This window comes from Mesorhizobium sp. CA12, from assembly GCF_020165255.1.
Lineage (GTDB): Bacteria > Pseudomonadota > Alphaproteobacteria > Rhizobiales > Rhizobiaceae > Mesorhizobium.
The window spans coordinates 77660-96377 of record NZ_JAIUHT010000020.1; the positions used below are offsets into that span (position 1 = coordinate 77660).

18 protein-coding genes are annotated in these 18718 nt (G+C 65.8%); 7 read left to right on the plus strand and 11 right to left on the minus strand.

The genetic code is table 11. The features are described 5' to 3' along the window. Positions 1 to 4 precede the first annotated feature (4 nt). The 3 genes from LB520_RS25690 to LB520_RS25700 all read left to right on the plus strand — a co-directional run bounded on the left by LB520_RS25690 (position 5) and on the right by LB520_RS25700 (position 2859). Positions 5 to 340: an ArsR/SmtB family transcription factor gene (locus LB520_RS25690; RefSeq protein WP_224639815.1), complete on the plus strand. Its 336-nt coding sequence runs from the start codon at positions 5 to 7 to the stop codon at positions 338 to 340. Beyond that, positions 340 to 2223, plus strand: a complete 1884-nt coding sequence (locus LB520_RS25695) for an ABCB family ABC transporter ATP-binding protein/permease (RefSeq protein ID WP_224639816.1) — start codon at positions 340 to 342, stop codon at positions 2221 to 2223. Before LB520_RS25690 ends, LB520_RS25695 begins: the two co-directional genes overlap by 1 nt. A 294-nt stretch (positions 2224 to 2517) precedes the next feature. Beyond that, a complete protein-coding gene (locus LB520_RS25700; protein ID WP_224639817.1) occupies positions 2518 to 2859 on the plus strand; it encodes an antibiotic biosynthesis monooxygenase in 342 nt (113 codons plus the stop codon). Here the strand turns inward: LB520_RS25700 and LB520_RS25705 are convergent. Next, positions 2835 to 3731, minus strand: coding sequence for an SMP-30/gluconolactonase/LRE family protein (locus LB520_RS25705; protein WP_224639818.1), 897 nt, complete (start codon positions 3729 to 3731; stop codon positions 2835 to 2837). The genes LB520_RS25700 and LB520_RS25705 overlap by 25 nt on opposite strands. Before the next feature lie 137 nt (positions 3732 to 3868). On the opposite strand from LB520_RS25705, the gene LB520_RS25710 reads away from it, so the two are divergent. After that, positions 3869 to 4606, plus strand: coding sequence for a phosphatidylserine decarboxylase (locus tag LB520_RS25710; protein ID WP_318012144.1), 738 nt, complete (start codon positions 3869 to 3871; stop codon positions 4604 to 4606). 3 nt (positions 4607 to 4609) lie between these two features. Continuing rightward, entirely contained in the window at positions 4610 to 5425 is an 816-nt protein-coding gene (locus tag LB520_RS25715; RefSeq protein WP_095766986.1) for a CDP-alcohol phosphatidyltransferase family protein, read from the plus strand. 9 nt (positions 5426 to 5434) lie between these two features. Here LB520_RS25715 and LB520_RS25720 read toward each other — a convergent pair whose 3' ends face one another. Further along, on the minus strand, positions 5435 to 7657 hold the full coding sequence (locus LB520_RS25720) for an AMP-binding protein (protein ID WP_224639820.1): 2223 nt from the start codon (positions 7655 to 7657) through the stop codon (positions 5435 to 5437). A gap of 301 nt (positions 7658 to 7958) precedes the next feature. Beyond that, a complete protein-coding gene (locus LB520_RS25725; protein ID WP_224639821.1) occupies positions 7959 to 8366 on the minus strand; it encodes a tautomerase family protein in 408 nt (135 codons plus the stop codon). A 112-nt stretch (positions 8367 to 8478) separates the two neighbouring features. On the opposite strand from LB520_RS25725, the gene LB520_RS25730 reads away from it, so the two are divergent. After that, positions 8479 to 9333, plus strand: coding sequence for a LysR substrate-binding domain-containing protein (locus LB520_RS25730; protein WP_224639822.1), 855 nt, complete (start codon positions 8479 to 8481; stop codon positions 9331 to 9333). Positions 9334 to 9478: 145 nt separating this feature from the next. On the opposite strand, the gene LB520_RS25735 is transcribed toward LB520_RS25730, so the two are convergent. The 3 genes from LB520_RS25735 to LB520_RS25745 form a co-directional block, all read right to left on the minus strand. After that, positions 9479 to 10396, minus strand: a complete 918-nt coding sequence (locus LB520_RS25735) for a DMT family transporter (RefSeq protein ID WP_224525056.1) — start codon at positions 10394 to 10396, stop codon at positions 9479 to 9481. A gap of 37 nt (positions 10397 to 10433) precedes the next feature. Then, positions 10434 to 11330 carry a DMT family transporter gene (locus LB520_RS25740; RefSeq protein ID WP_224525052.1) on the minus strand — a complete coding sequence of 299 codons (897 nt, stop codon included), beginning with the start codon at positions 11328 to 11330 and terminating at the stop codon, positions 10434 to 10436. A gap of 139 nt (positions 11331 to 11469) precedes the next feature. Beyond that, positions 11470 to 12966 (minus strand): S10 family peptidase, encoded by a 1497-nt coding sequence (locus LB520_RS25745; RefSeq protein WP_224639823.1) that lies wholly within the window; start codon positions 12964 to 12966, stop codon positions 11470 to 11472. 320 nt (positions 12967 to 13286) lie between these two features. On the opposite strand from LB520_RS25745, the gene LB520_RS25750 reads away from it, so the two are divergent. Further along, complete coding sequence (locus tag LB520_RS25750) at positions 13287 to 13793, plus strand: OsmC family protein (RefSeq protein ID WP_224639824.1); 507 nt, start codon at positions 13287 to 13289, stop codon at positions 13791 to 13793. 14 nt (positions 13794 to 13807) lie between these two features. Here LB520_RS25750 and LB520_RS25755 read toward each other — a convergent pair whose 3' ends face one another. From LB520_RS25755 to radA, 5 genes are all read right to left on the minus strand, one after another. Then, positions 13808 to 14032, minus strand: coding sequence for a hypothetical protein (locus tag LB520_RS25755; protein ID WP_041008353.1), 225 nt, complete (start codon positions 14030 to 14032; stop codon positions 13808 to 13810). A gap of 146 nt (positions 14033 to 14178) precedes the next feature. Further along, positions 14179 to 14922, minus strand: a complete 744-nt coding sequence (locus LB520_RS25760; protein WP_224639825.1) for an SDR family NAD(P)-dependent oxidoreductase — start codon at positions 14920 to 14922, stop codon at positions 14179 to 14181. Positions 14923 to 14981: 59 nt separating this feature from the next. Continuing rightward, the gene (gene purF, locus LB520_RS25765) at positions 14982 to 16463 is read right to left on the minus strand and encodes an amidophosphoribosyltransferase (RefSeq protein WP_224639826.1); all 1482 of its coding nucleotides are present in this window, start codon (positions 16461 to 16463) and stop codon (positions 14982 to 14984) included. Positions 16464 to 16564: 101 nt separating this feature from the next. Further along, positions 16565 to 17242 (minus strand): CvpA family protein, encoded by a 678-nt coding sequence (locus tag LB520_RS25770; RefSeq protein WP_140636064.1) that lies wholly within the window; start codon positions 17240 to 17242, stop codon positions 16565 to 16567. 42 nt (positions 17243 to 17284) lie between these two features. Beyond that, positions 17285 to 18688, minus strand: coding sequence for a DNA repair protein RadA (gene radA, locus LB520_RS25775; protein WP_224639829.1), 1404 nt, complete (start codon positions 18686 to 18688; stop codon positions 17285 to 17287). Between the last annotated feature and the right edge of the window lie 30 nt (positions 18689 to 18718).

Below are 18718 nucleotides of genomic sequence, written 5' to 3' on the forward strand. Positions count from 1 at the left end.
AACGATGTCCGAATCCCCCGAGACCCGCTGCACCGAAAGCCGTGCCATTGCCGCGCGGCTGGCGGCGCTGTCGCATCCGGCGCGCATCGAGATCCTGAAACATCTCTCGGCCAGCCGCTGCTGCTCCTGCCGTGAGGTGGTCGATCACCTTGATCTCGCACAGTCGACCGTTTCGCAGCATCTGAAGATCCTGGTCGAGGCCGGGCTCGTCCGCTTCGAGGCCGACCGCCAGCGCTCGCGCTACGCGGTCGACCACGCCGCGCTTGCGGGCGTCTCCGCTTCGCTCACCCAGCTCGTCAACTCCTGCTGCCCCAGCCTCTCACCCATAAGGCAAGACTAGTGGCCGAAAAGACCGTATCCGCCGAAGCCGGCACCCTCACCACTTTGCGCAATCTGTGGCCCTATATGTGGCCGGCCGACCGCGCCGATCTCAGAGCCCGCGTCACCTGGGCGACGCTGCTTCTGGTCGTCGCCAAGGTCACATTGGTCGCCGGCCCCTATTTCTTCAAATGGGCGACCGATGCGCTGGCCCATGGCTCGAAGACACCGCCGCCGCTGCCATCCTTCCTGCTGGCGCCGGTGGCGCTGGTCATCGCCTATAACGTGCTGCGCCTGATCCAGCTCGGCTTCAACCAGCTGCGCGACGCGCTGTTCGCCCGTGTCGGCCAGTATGCGGTGCGCCAGCTCGCCTTCCGCACCTTCGTCCACATGCATCAGCTGTCGCTGCGCTTCCATCTCGAGCGCCGCACCGGCGGCCTGTCGCGCATCATCGAGCGCGGCACCAAGGGCATCGAGACCATCGTGCGCTTCATCATGCTGAACACGGCGCCGACCATCCTCGAATTCGCGCTGACGGCCGGCATATTTGCCTTCACCTATGGTTGGAAATACGTCGCCGTGGTCGCCGTCACCGTCAGCCTCTATGTCTGGTTCACCGTCAAGGCGAGCGACTGGCGCATCTCGATCCGCCGCGACATGAACGACAGCGACACCGACGCCAACACCAAGGCGATCGACTCGCTGCTCAACTTCGAGACGGTCAAATATTTCACCAATGAGCACATGGAGGCCGAGCGCTTCGACCGCTCGATGGCACGCTACGAGCTCGCCGCGACGAAAACCTGGACATCGCTCGGCTGGCTGAATTTCGGCCAGGGCCTCATCTTCGGCCTCGGCACGGTCATCGTCATGTGCATGTCGGCGCTGGAGGTGCAGGCCGGCAGGCAGACGGTGGGCGACTTCGTCTTCATCAACGCCATGCTGATCCAGCTTTCGGTGCCGCTCAACTTCATCGGCTTCATCTACCGCGAAATAAGGCAAGGGTTGACCGATATCGAGCATATGTTCGACCTGCTCGACGTGCCCCAGGAGATCGTCGACAAGCCGGATGCCAGGCCGTTGAAGGTCGGGCCCGGCAAGGTCGAATTCCGCGACGTCCATTTCTCCTATGATCCTGGCCGCAAGATCCTGAAAGGCGTCTCCTTCGAGGTGCCTGCCGGCAAGACGGTGGCCATCGTCGGCCCGTCTGGCGCCGGCAAGTCGACCATCTCCCGGCTGCTGTTCCGTTTCTACGACGTTCAGGGCGGCCAGGTGCTGATCGACGGCCAGGACATCCGCGACGTCACCCAGGAGAGCCTGCGGGCGGTGCTTGGCATGGTGCCGCAGGACACCGTGCTGTTCAACGACACCATCGCCTACAACATCCGCTACGGTCGTGTCGGCGCCGGCGAGGAGGAGGTGCGCAAAGCGGCCGAGCTCGCCCAGATCGGCCCGTTCATTCAGAAGCTGCCCGAGGGCTACAAGTCGATGGTCGGCGAGCGCGGGCTGAAACTGTCGGGCGGCGAGAAGCAGCGCGTGGCGATCGCCCGCACCATCCTCAAGGCGCCGCCGATCCTGATGCTGGACGAGGCGACCTCGGCGCTGGACACCCAGACCGAGCAGGAGATCCAGGCAGCCCTCGACCTGGTCAGCAAGGGCCGCACCACGATCGTGATTGCCCACCGGCTGTCCACGGTGATTTCGGCCGACGAGATCATCGTGCTGAAGGACGGCCAGATCGCCGAGCGCGGCACCCATGCGGCGCTGCTTGCCAAGCACGGCCTCTACGCCTCGATGTGGGACCGCCAGCGCGAGGCGACCGAAGCCGAGGAGCGCCTGCGCATCGCGCGCGAGGGCGACGAGCTTGGGGTGATTGTGAGGAGAAGGACGTCGGAGGTGAGCTAGCGCCTGTTCCCCTTCTCCCCCTGTGGGAGAAGGTGGCCTCGCGAAGCGAGGTCGGATGAGGGGTGTTGGAAGGATCGCCGCACGACAAGACTAAGCGCTTGAAGCATCTATTCTTTTCTCGCCTCATTCCTTCCAGCACCCCTCATCCGTCTCGGCGCTTTGCGCCGATCCACCTTCTCCCACAAGGGGAGAAGGGAAAGGCGCAAAATCCCCTTGACCTCAACCTATCTTGAGCTTGCAAACCGTCTCTGAGCCCCTGCGAAGCAACTCGTACAAGAGTGGAGACAGATCGAAATGAGCACTCAAAACCACCGCACCGGTAGCGTGTTCCGCGTCGACAAATTCGTCGTGCCGGCGCAAGCGCGCGACGAAATCCTCAGCAAGGCCAGGATGACGCATGAACTGCTGCGCCAGCAGGAGGGTTTTGTGCAGGACTTCCTGCTCGAGCAATTTTCCGGCCCCGGCGAGTTCAACCTTGTCACCATGGTCGAATGGGAAAGCCAAGCCGCGGTCGACAAGGTGGTGCCGATCGTCAAGGCAGCGCACGAGCGCATCGCCTTCAGCGCGCAGGAAACGATCGCCCGCCTCGGCGTCAAGGCCGACATAGCCAACTATCGGCGCGTGCCCGAACTATAGGAAGGCCACCCGGCTCCGGGCACCGAAACAGCGGCGCTCAGCACCTGGCCGGTGCGGGCGTCGCTCACCATGTTTTCGAACCCACGCCATTCGGCGGCGAGGATGAACAACGTCCTGCCGTCGGAGCCGCCCAGCATGCAGGCAAAGCAGCCGCGATCGACCTCGACCCTGTCGATTTTCTCGCCTCCCTCTTGCACGCGCACGCAGTGCCGGTTGGGCACGTCGGCATACCAGACGCAGCCCTCGGCATCGATGCAGATGCCGTCGGGATAATTGTTCCCGAGATCAGCCCATACGCGCCGGTTTGAAAGGTTCCCATCTTCGGCGATATCGAAGGCGGTCAATCGGTTGGCGTGGGATTCGGCGACGACCAGTGTATTGTTGTCCGGCGTCACCGCCATGCCGTTGGCGAAGGCGATATCCTCGGCGACCTGCCGCACGCCGCCGTCCGGCCTGAGCAGCACAATGGTGCCCGGTCCGAAATGCTCGCCCGGCGCCGGTGCCGGCCCGCCGCCATTGACATAGATGTTGCCGCGCCCATCGACGACGATTTCGTTCCAGGGGTTCTTCGACAGATGCCTCAGATCGGCATGGGTGACGAGCGTCCCGCTTGCTTCCTGCCGGAGCAGCAGGCCTTCCCGCCCCGAGACCACCAGAAGCCGGCCATCCGGCAACCAGTCGATCGAATAGGGCAGGACGGCCGGCACGATAAGCATCACCTCGCACCGGCCATTGTCGTTCACCGCGACGATCTCGCCGGTGCCCCAGTTGCAAAGCCAGAGCCGGCCGTCATGCCAGCGCGGCGACTCGCCGAAGGCGAGGCCTGTTGTGATGATATTGGCGCTCGTTGCAGACGATTTCTGCGAAGGCATTGGCGGGCTCCTTGGGTGTCCTCTCGCCAAGGACGCGTGACGGAGCCGGGGTCCGACACCCGGAGCAAAATTTAGGCTTTCACGCCGGCGTTGCTGCCTCCCCCATTGTTGCGTTGCGGGGAGGGGGGCTTTCCGCTATTGAGGCGCAACCTGAAACAGAGACCGCCCCAAGCCCTATGACGCTTCTCGACTCGGTCAAGAATACGTTCGTTCCGATCCATCGCGAAGGCTACCCCTTCATCGCCGCCTTCGCCGCGGCGACGCTGTTCCTCGGCTACTTCTCCTCGATCCTGTTCTGGATCGGACTGATCCTGACCGCATGGTGCATCTATTTCTACCGCGACCCCGAGCGCGTCACCCCGGTCGACGACCGGCTGGTGGTGAGCCCGGCCGATGGCGTGGTCTCGGCCGTCGGCCCCGCCGTGCCGCCGAGCGAGCTTGGGCTGGGCTCCGGCGAGATGACCCGGATCTCGGTGTTCATGAATGTGTTTTCGTGCCACATCAACCGCGCTCCGGTGCGCGGCCGGATCACGCGCATCGAGCACAAGCCCGGCAAATTCCTCAATGCCGAGCTCGACAAGGCAAGCGCGGAGAACGAGCGCAACGGCCTGGTCATCGACAGCCCGAACGGCACGATTGCCGCCGTGCAGATCGCCGGCCTTGTGGCGCGCCGCATCGTCTGCTGGGCCGAGGCCGGCGGTACGATCGCGATCGGCGAGCGTTTCGGCCTGATCCGCTTCGGCTCGCGCGTCGACGTCTTCCTGCCGTCGGGCGCCGTGCCGCGCGTCGCGGTCGGCCAGACGGCGGTCGGCGGCGAGACCGTGCTTGCCGAATTCGGCGGCACCGCGGTCACGCCCTTGGTCAGGGTTTCCTGAGCGTTGGGCGCGCCGTTCAAGAAATTCGAAGCCCATGCCAGCGGCGGTCCGCGCATCCGCGAGATCCCGATGCGCATGGTGCTGCCCAACCTGGTCACCGTGCTTGCCATCTGCGCCGGCCTTTCCGGCATCCGCTTCGCCTTCGAGAACCGCTTCGAGATCGCTGTGGTCATGGTGTTGCTTGCCGCCTTCCTCGACGGCATCGATGGGCGACTGGCGCGCATGCTGAAGGCGACCTCGAAATTCGGCGCCCAGATGGATTCGCTGGCCGATATCGTCAATTTCGGCGTGGCGCCGGCCCTGGTGCTCTATGCCTTCCTGCTCGACCGAGCCGGCTCGCCGGGCTGGATCGCCGCACTTCTCTTCACAATCGCTTGCGGCATGCGGCTGGCCCGCTTCAACGTTCTGGCCGACGACGCCGAGCAGCCGGCCTGGCAGACCGAATATTTCGTCGGCGTGCCGGCCCCGGCGGGTGCTGTGCTGGTCATGCTGCCGCTCTATCTTTATTTCCTGCGGCTCGGTCTGGAGCCCAGCCGGCCGGCCGCCTTCGTCGCCACCGGCTTCACCGTGCTGGTCGCTTTCCTTCTGGTCAGCCGCCTGCCGGTCTATTCGGGCAAGAGCGTCAAGGTGCCGGGCGACAGGGTGCTGCCGGTCATCCTCGGCGTCGTGCTCTACATCCTCTTGCTGATGACCTATCCCTGGTACACGCTGACGGCTTCCGTCGCGGGGTACCTGCTTTTCCTGCCGTTGTCGGTGCGCGCCTATTCCAAGCGGGCCATGCGCGAAGGCGAGAAGGTGCCGCCGTCGGATATCGGGTAGCGCTGCGCCCTAGGCCGCCGCACTCAGCCCCAGCCGGTCGATCGCCAGCTTGCGCGCCGAGATGTAATCCGTCTTGCCCGAGCCCAGCACCGGGATCTCTTCCACCTTGATGATGTCGTTGGGCACCATCAGCTCGGCCGCGCCGGCCTTCTTGCCGAACTGGCGCAGCTCCTCGGCATTGGCTTCGTCGGCGGTGGTGACCAGCACGATGCGCTCGCCGCGCCTCTTGTCGGGCACTGCCACCGCCGCGTGGCGCTCCTCCGGCCATAGCGACTGCACCAGCATCTCGACGGCGCCCAGCGACACCATCTCGCCGGCGATCTTGGCGAAGCGCTTGGCCCGCCCGCGTATGGTGATGAAGCCCTCGCGGTCGACCGAGACGATATCGCCGGTGTCGTGCCAGCCTTCCAGCCGCTGCAATTCGCCGGGACGATCGGCGGTCATATAGCCCATCATCATGTTCGGCCCGTCGAGCCACAGCCGGCCGCCCTCGGCGATGCCTTCGACCGGCTCCAGCTTCATGCGGATCGCCGGCAGCGGCCGCCCGACTGTGCCGTCGCGGCTGTGGATGGCGGTGTTCACCGCCACCACGGGCGCGGCCTCGGTCAGCCCGAACCCTTCGACGATCGAGGCCTGGAAACGGTCGCGGTAGGTGCGCCGCGTTTCCGGCTTCACCGCTTCGGCGCCGGCCACGACAAAGCGCAGGCTGGAGAAGTCGCCGTCCTTGGCGGTGCGGGCGTAGTTGGCCAGAAAAGTGTCGGTGCCGAACATCACGGTCGGCTTCACCTTGCGGGCGATCTCTGGGATGATCTTGTAGTGCAGCGGCGAGGGGTAGAGGAACAGCTTAACGCCCAGCACCAGCGGCAGGATGGTGCCGCCGGTCAACCCGAAGGAATGGAACACCGGCAGCACGTTGAGCAGGATGTCGGCCGGCGAGACGGAGACGCGCGCCTCGGCCTGCATGACATTGGCAAGCAGGTTGCGGTTCGACAGCACCACCGCCTTCGGCGTGCCTTCCGAGCCGGAGGTGAACAGGATGACAGCGGGCTTCGAGGCTTGCTGCCGCTGCAGCGGCAAACGCCACAGAAGCGCTGCGGCGACCTTGTCCAGGGTCGTCACATTGGCGCGCACATCTTCCAGCCACAGCATCTTGGCGCCACCCGCCTCGACCGCGGCGACGATGTCGTCGATGCCCGCCTTTTCGATGAAGGCGCGGGAGGAAACCACCGTTCTGATGACGGCAGTGCGGACCGCCGCGGTCACGCTCGCCGGGCCGGCGGTGTAGTTGATCATCGCCGCCACGCGGGCAGCTGAGACCAGGCCGACGAAGGTAAGCACCACGCCATTGGCGTTGGGCAACAGCACGCCGACCGCTTCGCCGGGCGCGGTCACCGCCTCGAAATGGCGGCCGAGCACGCGCGCGCCGATGAACAGCTTACGGTAGCTGAGCGAACCGGAAATCACATCCTCGATGATCGGGCGCGAAGGTCCAATGCGGTCGGCGGCGTCGCGCATGGCGAGGAAGAGCCCGCGATCGAGATTGGTGCCATAAAGCCGTGCCTCGGCGAACCGGTCGAACAGCGCGTTGGTGTTGGATGCCATGTCGGGGTTGCGCGCCACCAGCTCGGCGATGGTCATCGGCTCCAGCACACTCATCGAAAGCTGCGGGAACCAGTGGCGCGGCGCTTTTTCCTTTGGCGTCAGCGACACCGGCAGGTCACGCGTCCCGGCAACGAAGATCGGCACGATGCGTGCGTCGGCCTGCATGGCGATGCGGGTGATGGCGCGAAACAGCCGGAACGATTTGACGTCCGGCTCGACATTGTCCGGCAGGTAGACGGCGAGCCGCCCCTTGCCCTTCAGCACGCGCACCAGCCGGCGGCTGACGAAGATATGCTCGGCGTTGAAGGCGATGGTACGCGCAAGCTCGCGCCACGGCTCCAGCCAGGGCGAGCGCGCCGAAGCCTCGTCCAGGATATGCAGCGTGTCGTCGGGAAGCAGCGACAGCATCAGCGCCGGCTCGATGCGCGACTGGTGCCAGACGACATAGATGACCGGCGTCTTGGCGCTGCGGGCGATGCGCATGCGATTGTCGGCGATGCGGTAGGCGAGCTTGAACGGCACATAGAGCAGCGCCTGGGTGAAGCGCAGGTCGAGCCGGACCCGCTCGATCACGGCAATCAGCAGCCAGGCAAAGACAAGGCCCGCCAGCAGCGCCAGGGTCAGGATCATGCCGCTCTCTCCCAGTCTCCTCCAGGGTGCGGCTCTTGAGCGACCGCTTCGGTGGCAGAGGGTAGCGGAAGTGCGGGCAAGGTCAATGCGGGGTCGGAGAGCTTTCCCTTCTCCCCTTGTGGGAGAAGGTGGATCGGCGCGCAGCGCCGAGACGGATGAGGGGTGTTGGAAGAAATGAGGCGCTGGAAAATCCAGCTCTTGAGGCGCTTAGCTTGCGACGCCGCGCTCCGTCCAACACCCCTCATCCGACCGAGCTTCGCTCGGCCACCTTCTCCCACAAGGGGAGAAGGGGAAGACGGCGCTACGCCGCCTTCAACCTTCCGCTGATGAAGCGGAACTCCTGGCTTTTGCCGCCATAGCCATAGGCCGCCGCCGGCACTTCGTGCACGAAGGCGTAGCTTTCCTCATGCACGCCGCCCAGCAGCCGGCCGAAGGCCTCGAAGATCGCCTTGAGATAGGCTTCGAGCTCGAGCTTTGTGTTGGTGCCGTCGACCACCTTGATGTCGAGCCAAAACGTGTTGGTGCCGTGCTCGGCCAGCGACTTGCCGCCGGCGAACCAGTGCTGCGGATCGATGTAGTTGACGGCGACCGTGGTGATCGTCGGATCCTTGTGCAACAGCTTCGCCGTGATTTCGGTCGCCACCCTGGCGATTGTCGCGGACAGCTTGGCATCCGGCTTGCCGGTGATGCTGATATTGATGATCGGCATTTTTCTATCCTCCGAGTTGGGCGCCTCGCGCCGTCGATGGGAGGACCATGCCATCGGCATAGCATCAATAAAATCGAATTGTTTTTGATAAATAGTTCGATACCATTGAAGTATGGAAACGCTCGATCCGGATCTTCTGAAAACCTTCCTTGCCTTTGTCGACGGCGGCTCGCTCGCCAAGGCCGCATCCACCGTCGGCCGCACACCGTCGGCGGTGACCGCGCAGATGCAGCGGCTGGAGGAGATCGTCGGCGAGCCGCTGCTCATCCCGCAGGGCAGGGGACGCGGGCTGACGCCGGCCGGCGAGGACCTTGTCGGCCATGCGCGGCGCATCCTTGCCGTCCACACCGAGGCCTGGCTGGCGCTGAAGGGAGCGCGCGCCGGCGGCCGCATCGCCATCGGCACGACGCAGGATTTCGCCGATCAGGGCCTGCCGGACCTGCTCCGGGCCTTCGCCGCCAGCCATCCGCGCGTCAGGGTCGAGCTGCGCGTCGGCCGCTCCATGGAACTCGGGTCGGCGTTGCAGGCAGGCCAGCTCGACCTCGCGATCACCATGCGCCATGCCCCATCGCCGGATGAAGCGGCCCTGATCAGCGAGCCGATGCTGTGGCTCTGCTCGGAACAAGGCCTGGCGGCGCGACAGGAGGTGGTGCCGCTGGCGCTGCTCGATCCCTATTGCGGCTTCAGGGAGGCGGCGCTCAATGCGCTCGACGCAGCCTGCCGTCGCTATCGCATCGCCGCCGGCAGCGCCAGCCTTGCCGGGCTGCGCGCCGCAGTCAATGCCGGCATCGCGTTGACGCCGCGCACCCGGCGTTTCGCCCATTCCGGCATCGTCGAGGTATCTGCCGATTTCGACCTCCCGCCGCTGCCGATGGCCGATTTCGCCATCCGGCTCGGCCGCGAAGCCGCCCGCCCGGCGCGGGACCTGGCGGAGCTGCTTGCCGGCGGCCTGGCCCTTCCGTCCTGAGGCCGGTCGCCCAAAGAAAAAGCCGACCTTTTTGAGGGTCGGCTTCTAGTCGGACGGGTCGAGGGGTTTGGGGGGACTTGGGGGGTGACCCGTCGATCCAATAATGCTCCACGCGGATGATGGTTCCGTGACCGGCGAAATATTTTTATGAACCCGCCGATTTCGCCTTCAGCCAGTCGCGTCCGGCATGCGCAAAGACCGCGCAAAGCACGATGGCTCCGCCGATGATGCTGGCCATCGGTGGGAGTTCGCCCAGAAACAGCAGGGCAAACAGGATGGCGAACGGCACCTCTGCGGAACCGAGCAGGCCGGCTTCCGCCGACGGGATCAGCCGCGAGCCTTCCGTCCACAGGATCGAGGCGAGCGCGAAAGAGCAGCCGAAGGTGGCAAGCAGCGCCACGTCGCGGGCGGACACGGCCAGCGGATCGGTGACGAACCAGCCGAGCACGAAAAGCAGGAAGGCCGAGACAGCGCCCGCCCAGACGACCGGCGAGTCGCGAAAAGCGCGCACCATGATCATGTAGAGCGCGCTGCCGGCGGTCATCAAAAGCGCCAGCGCGTCGCCGAACAGGTGCCCGCTGCCGAGGCCGGCGCCCACCATCATGGCGACGCCGCAAAGCGATACGGCCGCGGCCAGCATCGTCTGCAGCCGGAATTTTTCCCGCACCAGAAGGAAGGCGAGCAGTGCGGCGATGAAGGGCGAGGTCGCGTAGATCACCGCGACATTGGCGACATAGGTGAATTTGAAGGCCGAGATGAAGGCGATGCTGGCGGCGGCGCCCTCGACCGCGAGCAGCCAGCCCCGCCAGCCGAGTTTCAGGCTTTCGCGCCCGCCCGAGCGGCGCCGGCGCCACAGCACGTAGAAGCTGATCAGGATCGAGCCAAAAAAACCGCGCCAGCAGGTGATCGTCAGCGGATCGGCATGGATCGACTTGGTCAGCACGCCAGTGAGCGCGAAGGCGATCGCCGATGCCGACACCAGGATAATGCCGAGCGTGCGCTCGGCAGCCACGTCGGCGGCGGCAGGCGCAAGCTTTTCCGGCATGTCGAGCGTGTCCGTCATGGCGCCAGCCTACCCGGTTGCTCCTGACAGCTCTCTGTCATGAGACCTGCTCCCGTCTGCGGAAATGCTCGTTGCCGACGATGAGCAGGCCGGCGCCGATGATCAGCGCCGCGCCCATGAACACTTCCGTGCGGGGCACGTCGCCCCAGATGGCGTAGCCCAGCGCGAAGGCCCAGACCAGCGAGGTGTATTCGAACGGCGCAATAATCGACACCGGCGCGCGCTTCATGCCTTCGAACAGCGCATATTGCGCCACCCCGCCGAGCGCCCCGACGCTGACAAGCAAAAGAAGCTGCCGCCAATCGGGCATGCGCCACCAAAGCAGCGCCGGCACGGCCGAGAAGAGCAGGAAATAGAAATTGTTGAGCACGAGCTGGATCGTCGTGCGCTCCTGCAGCGCCGTCTTGCGCAGCAGCACCACGGCGATCCCCCAAAGGACGGCCGCTGCCAGCACCAGGAGCACCGGCACGGAGAAGCCGAGCCGGGTCGGATCGCAGGCGATGAAGACGCCGACGAAGCCGATGAACACCGCCAGCCAGCGCAGCAGCGGCACCGTCTCGCCCAGGATCAGCACGGACAGCACGGTGACGATGATCGGCGCGGCGTAATAGATGGTGGTGAGCTCGGCAAGCTGCAGCGAGCGCGCGGCGTTGTAGTAGCAAAGCCAGGCGGCGAGCGTGAAGGCGCTGCGCACCAGCATCGGCCTGACGATCGGCGAATCGATCGTGTCGGCGAACAGCCGCCTGCCGCCGGCCGCGCCGCAGGCGACGAGCACGGTGATCGAGCGGACGAACATGATCTGCCAGACCGTCATGCCAGCGACCAGGAGCTTGATCGAGGCATCCTGCGCCGAAAACAGGAAATAGGCGGCGGCCGTGAGCAGGATGCCGGCCAGCACCCTTTCGCGGCTTTCCAGGATGACGACATCGGCCATAAGGGCTCAGCGTGTTTGCGTGAGGCGGTTCCGCCCCGGTCGGGACCGTTGCTCCAGCTATAGGGGCGAAAGCTTGCACTGCGCTGCTCCAGCGCGGCGCTTGCGTTGGCGCAGGTCGTTTGCCGGAGGCCGGTCGGCCTTACTGCGTCGCCTGATAGAGCTCCGATGCCGCATCCTTCAGCGCGCGCCGTCCGTCCGGCCGCAGATACATCATGTGGCCGCCCTCGACGACGTCGAGTCGGATCGGCCTGGCGCCTGACAGCGAAGGAAGCTGGTTCACCAGATAGCGCGAGGCGAGATAGGGGGTGACGAGGTCGGTATAGCCGTTGACGATGACGACACCCAGCGCCGGGTTGAGCGAGCGGGCGCGCTGCAGGTCGTTCATCACACCGGCATAGCCTTGGCCTGATGTGCCGTAATCCCAGCTGCGGCTGACCTCGCCATTGAGCAGCCGGTAGCTGACGTCAGTGCGGTAGTTCAGCTCGTCGCGGGCGTAAGCGACGAAGGCAGAGGTCAGCACCGGAACGCTGCGGTCGAGCACCGGGTCGGGGCCGGCCTCACGGGCGCTTTGCGGCGCGATGTCGGCAGTGCCGATGGTGGCGTCGTAGGGGCTCAGAACCTTGCCGGTGGCGCGCTGGAATTCCTTGGCGAAAAGCCCGATGGGGATGCGGGCGAAATTGCGCTGGACGAGCTCCAGCGGCAGGCCTGTGATCTCTGAAACGCGCCCGCCGGCGAGCTTGCTGCCTTGCTCCAGCCCGCTGTTCAGCGCCGTCAGGTAATCGCCGAGCGCATAATGCTCGACCTCGGCCAACCTGTCGCGCAACGCGTCGCCGCTCACGCCGTCGCCCTTCAGCCGCGTTGCCGCCAGCGAAGGCAGCTCCAGCGCCCAGTGCAGCTGGTCGAATTGGTCGGGCCGCACCAGCATGAATTCCAGCGCTGGCGAGATCAGCACGATGCCGCTGGGGCTGAGGCCGACATTCTCCTGCAGCGTGCGGGCAAGCAGCGCGGCGCGAAAGCCGCCATAGCTCTCGCCGGCGAGGAACAGCGGCGATCCGGTGCGGCCGTTCTGCGCCAGATAGAGGCGGATGAAGGCGCCGACCGAGCTGGCGTCGGCATCGACGCTCCAGAATTCCTTCGGCTCGTGCCCAGGCGCCTCGCGGCTGTAGCCGGTGCCGACCGGATCGACGAAGACGAGATCGCTCATGTCGAGCCAGCTGTCGGGGTTGTCGATGAGCTTCTGCGGCGGCCGCAGGAACTCGCCGTCGGCGGCGGTCTCGACGATGCGCGGCCCGATCGCGCCGAGATGCAGGTAAGCCGACGCAGCACCGGGCCCGCCGTTGAAGACAAAGGTGATCGGCCGCTCCTTCGCCGGGGCGGGCGATTGCTGCGAGTAGGCGACATAGAAGATCTCGGCCGTCACCTCGCCCTTGCCGGATAGGAGCGACAGCGTGCCGGCCTTCGCCTGGTAATCCAGCTTGCGCCCGCCGAGCGTGATCGAATGCTCTGTCACCTGCGGAGGCGGCAACAGCGACAGCACGCCGCCGGTCGGGGCTGGACGCTCGGGTGCTTCGGCGAAGGTGGGCTGAGCGAAGGCGGCGAGCGCCAGCAGGACGAGGGAGACGAGCTTGGATCGCATGTGGGCTCCGGAAATGGTCTCGGAATAGGTATGGCCTGGGCGTGCGAAGTCAAAACAACAATCGCAAACGTTGCGATCCTTCGCGCCCCCCTCTGCCCTGCCGGGCATCTCCCCCTCAAGGGAGGAGATCAGATGTCGCGTCGGCCTTCGTCATTCTCCCACGCTCGCTAATCTCCCACGCGCTGCAGAAAGGGCGCCGCCGGAGAAGCTGCCAATCTCCCCCCAAGAGGGGGAGATGTCCGGCAGGACAGAGGGGGGCGCTGTCCCGCCGGCCTATCAGTGGTATCAAGGCATCAAAGGCTGATCGGAAGGACAACACAATGGACTCCACCGCCCTCAAGGCCATGCAGGCTCCGTTGAAGGACGCCTATCGCGAGGATGCCGCAAGGGCGCTGATCACGCTGAAGGCCCGCGGCACGCTCGACGACCAGTCGATCGCCTGCAAGGTGGAGACCGGTAGGGCGCTTGCTGTCGCCGGGCTTCATCCGGCCACCGGCGGCTCGGGCCTCGAGCTATGCTCGGGCGACATGCTGCTGGAAGCGCTGGTCGCCTGCGCCGGCGTGACGCTAAAAGCGGTGGCGACCGCCTTGGAGTTCAAGCTCGGCAACGCTACCGTCGAGGCCGAGGGCGACCTCGATTTTCGCGGCACGCTCGGCGTCGCCCGCGACGCGCCGGTCGGCTTCCGCGAGATAAGACTGAAATTCGATCTCGACACCGACGAGCCGCAGGAGCGCATCGATTCGCTCATCAAGCTCACCGAGCGCTACTGCGTGGTGTTCCAGACGATCAACAACAAGCCGGCGTTGAGCGTGAGCGCTGGGCGCTGAAACGACGCCTCGTGCTACTGCGCCGAGGGCGTTTCCGCATCCCCTTCATCGGTAAACGGCGAAGCGCTCGGCACGCATTGCACCGCCCAGCCCTGAGGGGTCGGCTGCTTCTGATATTCGGTGATGGCGTTGGTGCATTGTTCGCGGGTGTCGAAGGTGCTGGGCAGCACCACCATGCCGCCCTGCGGGCCGGCGATCACCAGATACCAGACCAACGCTACGCTGGGAGTAGCAGCCATGGGAATTCCTCGCTTTGAAATGTCGGAGTCGGGCCGATCCTAGCAACTCCCATGGAGCAGCGAAAGCAGCGAGGCGGCACACGCTTTCGCCGCCCCGTTCACAGACCCGTGAATAGAGGGGTCGCGACGCCTCAGGCGCCCAGGCTTTATTCCGGCTGCCGGTAGGCGACGAAGCGGTTGTGCTTGGCCTGGAAGATCAGGCCGGTTTCCTTCAGTTCCGGGCTTGCCAGGGGCACGATGCGCTTGGCGATCTCGGACGGATGCGGCAGCGTCTCCGGGTCTTCGCCGGGCATGGCCTGCGCCCGCATTGCGGTGCGGGTTGCGCCCGGATCGGCGGCGTTCACCCTCAGCGGCAGGCTCTCGGTTTCATGTGCCCAGGAACGCATCATCGTTTCGACCGCCGCTTTCGAGGCCGCGTAGGGCGCCCAGAAGGCGCGCGCCGAATGCGCCGCATTGGACGACAGGATGATGGCGCGGCCGGCGTCGGAGAGCCTGAGCAGCGGATCGACCGAGCGGATCAGCCGCCAGGTCGCCGTCACATTGATGGTCATCACCTTGTCGAAGGTCTTGGCCTCGACATGGCCGATCGGCGAGATGACGCCGAGCACGCCGGCATTGGCGACCAGGACATCGAGCTTGCCCCAGCGCTCATGGATCGCGCCGCCCAGCCGGTCGATGCCGGCCATGTCGGCAAGATCGAGCGGCACCAGCGTCGCCTGGCCGCGGCCGTCGGCCTTGATCTGGTCGTCCAGCTCTTCCAGCCCGCCGACCGTGCGCGCCACCGCGATCACATGCGCGCCGGCTGCCGCCAGCTCCCTGGCGATGAAATAGCCGATGCCGCGCGAGGCGCCGGTTACGACCGCCACGCGGCCTGAAAGGTCGAGGGTCATGTGAGAGATTCCATAAGGCGCGAAACAGCTCGGCGAAGGCAATTGATAGTCCGGGCGCCCTACGCCCCGCCGCTCGCCAGCAGCGACAGCGTGCGCACATTGTCGTGGCCTTCGAAGTCGAGCAGACGGGTGGGATACTGTCCCGTGAAGCAGGCGTCGCAGAATTGCGGCTGGTCGTTGTCGCGGCGTGCCTCGCCGACGGCGCGGTAGAGCCCGTCGATCGACAGGAAACCGAGCGAATCGACGCGGATGAACTCCGCCATCTCCTCGACCGACATGCGCGACGCAAGCAGCTTCGACTTCTCCGGCGTGTCGACGCCGTAGAAGCAGGACGCGCTGGTCGGCGGCGAGGCGATGCGCATATGCACTTCCCTGGCGCCGGCGTCGCGCACCATCTGCACGATCTTCTGGCTGGTGGTGCCGCGCACGATCGAATCGTCGACCAGCACCACGCGCTTGCCCTCGATCATGCGGCGGTTGGCGTTGTGCTTGAGCTTCACGCCCATGTGGCGGATGGAATCGCCTGGTTGGATGAAGGTGCGGCCGACATAGTGATTGCGGATGATGCCGAGCTCGAAGGGAATGCCGGCGGCCTGGGAGAAGCCGATCGCGGCCGGCGTGCCGGAATCCGGCACCGGCACGACGATGTCGGCCTCGACCGGGCTTTCCTGCGCGAGTTCCGCGCCAATGCGCTTCCTCACACCATAGACGTTGCGGCCTTCGACCGAGGAATCCGGCCGCGCGAAATAGACATATTCGAAGATGCAGAAGCGCGTCTTCTGCGGCTCGAACGGGAAGATGCTTTCGATGCCCTTCGCGGTGACCACCACCATCTCGCCGGGCTTGATGTCGCGCACGAAGCGGGCGCCGATAATGTCGAGCGCGCAGGTTTCGGAAGCGAGGATCCAGGCGCCGTCGAGGTCGCCAAGCACCAGCGGGCGGATGCCGAGCGGATCGCGGCAGCCGATCATCTTCTTGGCGGTCATCGCCACCAGCGAGAAGGCGCCTTCGACCTGGCGGATCGCATCGATGAAACGCGAATTCAAATCGCGCTCCTTGCTGGTCGCGACCAGATGCAGCAGCGTCTCTGTGTCGGAGGTCGAGGAGAAGATCGAGCCCTGCTTCTGCAGCGCGCGCTGCACGGTGAGCGCGTTGGTGAGGTTGCCGTTGTGGGCCACGGCAAGACCGCCTTCCGCGAGCTCGGCGAAGAAGGGCTGGATGTTGCGCAGCCCGGCGCCGCCGGTGGTGGCGTAGCGCGTGTGGCCGATCGCGCGGTTGCCTTGCAGGCTGTCGATGACGCGCTGTTTGGTGAAGGTATCGCCGATCAGGCCGACATGGCGTTCGACGTGGAACTGGGTGCCGTCATAGGAGACGATGCCGGCCGCTTCCTGGCCACGATGCTGCAGGGCATGAAGGCCGAGTGTGACGATGGCCGCCGCGTCCTGCCGGCCGAAGATGCCGAACACGCCGCATTCGTCATGAAAATGATCGTCGGCCTCGGCGGAAAGGACCTTGCCTTCATCTGCCGTTGAGTCTGCCATCTGGTGCTCAAGCTCCGCTAAAGCCGCCATATAAGGCGATCTCTCGCCGAACGCAACGCACGCTTTTTTGCATTCACAACCGGCGCCAAGCCGGCCCGCAATCAGTTTGCCGGCGCTGGAGCCGGGGCGGGCGCTGGCGTGGCCGGCGCCGGCTCGTTGTCGGCAGGCGCCTCGCCCTCGCTGTCGTCTGGCGCCGGCGCGTTGTCGTCGCCTGCTGGAGGCTCGGCCGCGGGCTGGTCAGTCGTGGCCGGTGCGCCGGCCTGCGGCGTGCCCTTATGGGTGTATTTGTTGACCAGTTCCTCGGTGTTTTCCGGCAGCACGCTTTCGAGCTTGGCGCCGATCGTCTCCAGCAACGGCCGCGACTTGGCGTTGGCGATCCAGGCAGGCGCCTTGGCGCCGGCCAGCCAGTTGAAGAACAGCAGCGCCACCGCGACCACCAGGATGCCGCGCGCCGCGCCATAGAGAAAGCCGAGCGTGCGGTCGAGCGCGCCGATGCGCGAATCGATGATCCAGTCGGCGAGCTTCATGGTGATGACGGAGACGACGATCAGCGCGATGAGGAAGACGATGCCCGCCGAAGCCGCCATCGCGATCTTGTCGTTGTCGACATAGGGCTGAACATAGGGCAGGACCGGCTTGTAGAAGAAGAAAGCCGCCGCCGCCGCCGCCGCCCAGGAAACCACCGAGAGCACTTCGCGGGAGAAGCCGCGCACCATGGCGAGCATTGCTGAGACCAGGGTGAAGCCGACGAGGATTCCGTCTAGCAGCGTAATCGGCATGGTTCTCGCCCCACTTCCTGTCTTACGGCCCGACGAGCCGCATCACTCCCCGTCGTCGGCACGACCGCGCCGTGTGCCGGCTATGCGCGCCACAAGGTCGGCAAGCTCGGTGGGCTGGAAAGCGCCGGCCCCGATCCCCCCGGCAAGTTCCTCGCTGCCGAGCGGCAGCACCGCGCTTCCAAAACCCAGCTTTTCGGCTTCCTTGAGGCGCTGCTGCGCATGCGCAACCGGCCTCACGGCGCCCGATAGGCTGATTTCGCCGAAATAGACACAATCGGCGGGAAGGGCAAGACCGGTGAGCGACGAAACCAGCGCCGCGGCGACCGCGAGATCGGCCGCCGGCTCCGAGATCCGATAGCCGCCGGCGACGTTGAGATAGACGTCGTGCTGGCCGAAGCGGACGCCGCAATGCGCCTCCAGCACGGCGAGCACCATCGACAGCCGCGCGCCGTCCCAGCCGACGACGGCGCGGCGCGGCGTGCCGAGCGAGGAGGGTGCGACAAGCGCCTGGATCTCGACCAGCACCGGCCTCGTGCCTTCCATGCCGGCGAAAACCGCGGCGCCCGGGGACTTTGCGTGGCGCTCGCCGAGGAAAAGCTCGGATGGATTGGAAACCTCGCGCAGCCCCTTGTCCGACATTTCGAACACGCCGATCTCGTCGGTCGGCCCAAAGCGGTTCTTCACCGTGCGCAGGATGCGGAAGTGGTGATTGCCTTCGCCCTCGAAGTAGAGCACGCCGTCGACCATATGCTCGACGACGCGAGGGCCGGCGATCTGGCCTTCCTTGGTGACATGGCCGACGAGCACGATCGCCGCGCCTGTGGATTTCGCGTAGCGGATCATCGCCTGGGCGGCGGCGCGCACCTGGGTGACGGTGCCCGGGGCCGAATCGGCAAGATCGGTCCACAGCGTCTGAATGGAATCGAGGATGACGAGGTCCGGCCGCTTTCCGTCGGCGATGGTCGCCAGGATGTCCTCGACATTGGTTTCGGCCGCAAGCTCGACCGGCGTCGAGGCGACGCCGAGGCGTTGTGCCCGCAGCCGGATCTGCGCCACCGCTTCCTCGCCCGAGACATAGACGATGCGGTGGCCTTTCGAGGCGAGCGCGGCGGCTGCCTGCGTCAAGAGCGTCGACTTGCCGATGCCGGGATCGCCGCCGACCAGAAGTGCCGAGCCGCGCACGAAGCCGCCGCCGGTGGCGCGGTCGAGCTCGCCGATGCCCGACACGATGCGCGGCGCGTCCTCGATGTCGCCGGCGAGACTGGTCAGCACCACGGCGCGGCCCTTGCGGGCGTTGCGCGTGTTCGCCGGCCCCGAGCCGATGCCACCGGACGTGCCTTCCTCGACCAGCGTGTTCCACTCGCCGCAGGCATCGCATTTGCCGGCCCAGCGCTGATGCACCGAGCCGCAATTCTGGCAGATGAACTGAACGCGCGATTTGGCCATTAGGGACGGCCCAACATTGGATAGGCCGGC